At 62.2% G+C, this 4457-nt stretch carries 4 protein-coding genes and 1 pseudogene; all 5 read right to left on the reverse strand.

Features of this window, described 5'->3' with window-relative positions:
* A partial coding sequence (locus tag AC1D1P_RS15205; RefSeq protein WP_477673559.1) for a hypothetical protein occupies nucleotides 1-363 on the reverse strand: 363 nt, incomplete at its 3' end.
* A 108-nt stretch (nucleotides 364-471) separates the two neighbouring features.
* The gene (locus AC1D1P_RS15210; RefSeq protein WP_477673560.1) at nucleotides 472-1923 is read right to left on the reverse strand and encodes an aldehyde dehydrogenase family protein; all 1452 of its coding nucleotides are present in this window, start codon (nucleotides 1921-1923) and stop codon (nucleotides 472-474) included.
* Between the two features lie 19 nt (nucleotides 1924-1942).
* Nucleotides 1943-2953, reverse strand: a complete 1011-nt coding sequence (locus AC1D1P_RS15215; protein WP_477673561.1) for an amidohydrolase family protein — start codon at nucleotides 2951-2953, stop codon at nucleotides 1943-1945.
* 30 nt (nucleotides 2954-2983) lie between these two features.
* Nucleotides 2984-3928 (reverse strand): YncE family protein, encoded by a 945-nt coding sequence (locus AC1D1P_RS15220; protein WP_477673562.1) that lies wholly within the window; start codon nucleotides 3926-3928, stop codon nucleotides 2984-2986.
* A gap of 79 nt (nucleotides 3929-4007) precedes the next feature.
* Nucleotides 4008-4457 (reverse strand): annotated as a pseudogene (locus AC1D1P_RS15225) (dihydrodipicolinate synthase family protein); the annotation flags it as partial.

Below are 4457 nucleotides of genomic sequence, written 5' to 3' on the forward strand. Positions count from 1 at the left end.
CACACCTGCGGCGGCAAGCACCTCCGAGAGAATTGTGACGCTGGCGATCAGAGGATGAAACTCGATGGGGGCCAACGCATAGTGGCCCAGGCCGTCAAAACCTAACGCCGCGTAAACAGCCATCAGCAGCAGGCCCATAGCCACGAATTTTTTGCGCATGAGCAGCAAGCCAACGGCACCCACCGAAGTGATGGCAGCCCACACCCCATAAACCTGCGCACGTGTTAGCCAGGCCGGCAGGTTCGGATATTCGCAGATGAACTCGGCGTTGTGGCTGAAATGGCCGAGACTGGCGAGGAAGTAGGCTGCTGTCAGGGCGAGCAGCAGTTTGGGAAAGTCGTTGAAGCTGCGAAAGAAACGCATCGTTCAGGCCTGTGGTTAGAGGGGTGAAGCCCGCAGGCATCTGGCCTGTGGGTTACCAGTCTAACCAACCGGGCAGCCGCGCCGCTCGACGGCCTATTGTTCGCTAACTCAAGCCAGCGTATACGCCGTCTTCACCGTCGTGAAGAACTCCTGCGCATACTTGCCTTGCTCACGCGGGCCGTAGCTGGATCCTTTGCGGCCGCCAAACGGTACGTGGTAGTCCACGCCTGCCGTCGGCAGGTTGACCATGACCATGCCGGCCTGGCTGTGGCGCTTGAAGTGGGTCGCGTATTTGAGGCTGGTGGTGGCGATGCCGGCTGACAGGCCGAATGGCGTGTCATTGGCGGTGGCCAGCGCGGCTTCGTAGTCTTTTACCCGGATGATGCTGGCCACCGGGCCAAAAATTTCTTCACGGTTGATGCGCATGCCGGCGGTGCTTTCGCTGAAAAGCGCTGGTGTCATGAAGTAGCCTTCGGCGCCGCTGCCGGTATGGCAGCGCACGCGGTCACCGCCAAACGACAGCGTTGCGCCCTCCTGCTGGCCGATGGCGATGTAGCTTAAGTCCTGCTCCAGCTGGGCTTGTGAAGAAACCGGGCCGATGTCGGTTCCGGCGGTCAGGGCGTCGCCCACCTTGATGCGGGCCATGCGTTCGTGCAGCGCCTTGACAAAAGCAGGGTAGATGCCTTCGGTCACGATGAGGCGGCTTGATGCCGTGCAGCGCTGTCCGGTGGAATAAAAAGCGCTCTGCGCGCTGAGTTCCACGGCCTGGGTCAGGTCGGCGTCATCCAGGATGACCTGCGGGTTCTTGCCGCCCATTTCGAGCTGCACCTTCTTGAGGTTTTTTGCGCAAACCTCTGCAATGCGGCTGCCCACGCCGACCGAGCCCGTAAAGCTGATGGCATTGACGCCCGGATGGTTGACCAGCGCATCGCCGATGACGCGGCCGGGGCCCATCACCAGGTTGAACACGCCCGCCGGAATACCCGAACGCGAAATGATTTCGGCCAGGGCCCAGGCACTGCCCGGAACCAGGTCTGCCGGCTTGAGCACCACGCAGTTGCCGAAGGCCAGCGCCGGCGCAATCTTCCAGGCCGGGATGGCGATGGGGAAATTCCACGGCGTGATCAGGCCGACGACGCCCACGGGTTCGCGCGTGATTTCCACGCCGATGCCGGGGCGAACCGACGGCATGGTTTCGCCACCCAGGCGCAGGCATTCGCCGGCAAARAATTTGAAGATGTGGCCMGCGCGGGTGGCTTCGCCAATGCCTTCRGGYTTGGTYTTKCCTTCTTCGCGYGAGAGCAGGGTGCCCAGCTCTTCGCGGCGCGCCAGGATTTCAGTGCCGATCTTGTCGAGCGCATCGGAACGGGCCTGGATGCCCGAGGTGGACCAGGCCGGAAAGGCGGCCTGCGCGGCCTGTACGGCGGCATCCAGCCCTGCGGCGTCGGCCTGCGTGTACTCGCCGATCACGTCAGCGAGATTGCTGGGGTTCAGGTTGGGGCTGTAGCTGCTGCCGGCCAGCCATTGGCCGGCGATGAGGTTGTCGTGTTTGGTGGTCATGAGGTGGCTCCAGAAGAAATCAGGGTTGATCAGGGGCGAGAGGGCGCGCAGGTTGTGGGGGTGCCACAGGCGGCGCCACATCAATCGCATAGAAACGCAGGGCGTTATCGCACATCATCGCATGTTGCTGGTTTGCAGGCAGGTGGCCCAGCATGCCGGCCACACTGCCCACCAGGTCCGGATAGTTTATGCGCAGGCCCGCCACCGGAAAGTTGCTGGCAAACATGCAACGCTGCCAGCCGAAAATGGCCACCGTCTCGCGCACGATGCGCGCGTTTTCGTACCGGTCCCAAGGCTGGCCGCGCAGGCCGAACTCGGAAAGCTTGACGTGCACGTTTTCCTGCCGGGCCAGCGTTTCCATCCAGCTGCGCCAGCGTTTAAGGCCTTCTTCGCTGCGGTCCCAGGCAAAGCCGTGGTGGTTCAGGGCGATGGGTACCTTCGGAAACATGGCTGCCACGGTAGCCGCCTCAGGCAGGTGCCAGGCGGGCACGCGCAGGTCCCACCGCAGGCCGAATTTCTCCAGCAACGAAAAGCCGCGCAGCCAGTCTTCGTGTTGCATGGTGCCCGCTTGCCCTTTGACGCTTTGGTCCGCTGCGGCAGATGTGACGGGTTTGCTGCGAATGCCGCGTACCAGTTCAAACTGCGATTGCGCGAGGAGGCATTCTTCGCTATCAGGCCGGTCAAACCAGGCGTGCGCCACGATGGCGTTCGGAAACCCGTGCCTTGCGTGGACCTCATGCAGCCAWGCRGTTTCGGCAACCTGCTCAAGGCGGCTGCGYTCGGCTTCCACATGCACGGTTGCSACCACGTCGCMRGGCCCTACAGCSGCCCGGTAGTCSGTTGCSAGGAARTCCCGGCAAATCGGCCGGTAGTCGCCGAGGAAGAAGGCSCCTGGATCGTACGCTTCCTGCAACCAGGGGTAGTGGCCTTTCGACAGGTCCCACAGGTGGTGATGTGCGTCGACGACGGGCCCTGTAAACGCCTTCACAGGTGCGGGCAGTGAGGTGGGCGATGTGCCTGTGCTCTTCATGAACCGGTAGTGGATACAGACTTTGCCGAATCAATGCCGCCAGACGCAGGACGAATCAGGCTCACGCAGCGTCCTGATTTCCTGCTCGAACGCAAAGCTGTCCAGATTGAGGCGGCGCACCGTCTCGTCCTGAAATGAGATGTAGACCGCCCGATCCACCGGGTGAAACGACAAGGCCAGCGGGTTACTGGGCAAGGCAAAGCAGCGCTGCTCCTGCAGTTCCAGGCCGAATATCGACAGCGAATGCTCGCCCGAGTTGGTGGTGAGCAGCAAGTCCTGGCCTTGCGCGCCCTGGAAGCGGTAGACCCGGTTGGGGTCGCGACGTGTCTTGCCTGAGGCCACGACTTTCATGCTGGCCGTGTCGACGGCGACGATGGTGTCGTCGCCGCGGTTGGCCACATACAGCAGCGACTCGTCACCCGACAGCACATTGCCTTCGGGCACGGGGCCCGGCATCATCGCGACAGGTGCGAAGGTCGGATCGTTCGGCCTGATTTTGGTGACGGTGTTCGACAGCAGGTTCAGTGCATAAGCTGTCTGTGCATCTTTCGTCAGCGCAAACAGGTGCGTTTTGTAGCCGCCCGAAGACACAGCCAGGTCCGGTACATGCACCTTTGCCGGGTTCGAGAATCGCAGCAACACGTTGTGCGCTTCAGACATCACGAACAGGCGTCCCTGGCCGTCCACTRTCAGGCCGTGCGGCCGGTAATACGGCCAGAGGTTCAGCGTGGCCACATGCTCGCGTTTGTCCAGGTCAATCACAAAGACCGAATGCCCGCCTGCGTCTCCCAGATGACTGGCGGTTTCGATGCCATAGTGGCCCACGTAAGCAAGCCGGCGCACTGGATCTACTGTGAACTCATGCGGAAAGTTGGGCAAGACGATGTGTTCTTCCGCCCGGCCGGTGGCCAGGTCGTAAAAGCTGAAGGTATGGGCGCATTTCTGCACCAGCAAGAGTGTTTCCCGAAGGGGCATGGGTGTCCTGAAGATGGGGGAGCCTGAAAGGAAACAGAGAGAAAGAGGGAGAACGCGTGAAGAGGCCGGCCAAAGCCGTTTACCTGTCCCAGCGTAGCACCAGCGGGTCCAGCCGCTGCGCGGTGGCGATCAACCCCTTGCGAACCTCAGGATGCATGGCGGGAAACGGATGGCGCGGCGCCTCGCAGGCGATCACGCCGCCTTCCTTCATCAAGGCCTTGGCCGTCAAGATACCGCCCTGGCGGTTTTCATAGTTGATCAGCGGCAACCAGCGGGTGTACTCGGCAATGGCTTCATCCCGCTTGTCGGCGACCCATGCATCCATGATCTTGCGAATGCCGTCCGGGTAGCCGCCACCCGTCATCGCACCGGTGGCGCCGGCTTCCAGGTCGGGTAGCAGGGTAATGGCTTCTTCGCCGTCCCACGGGCCTTCAATCGCGTCGCCGCCCAGCCGGATCAACTCGCGCAGCTTGGAGGCCGCACCCGGCGTTTCGATCTTGAAGTAGGCCACATTGCGGATCTCTTTGGC

The sequence above is a fragment of the Polaromonas sp. P1_E1_2 genome (assembly GCF_056406035.1).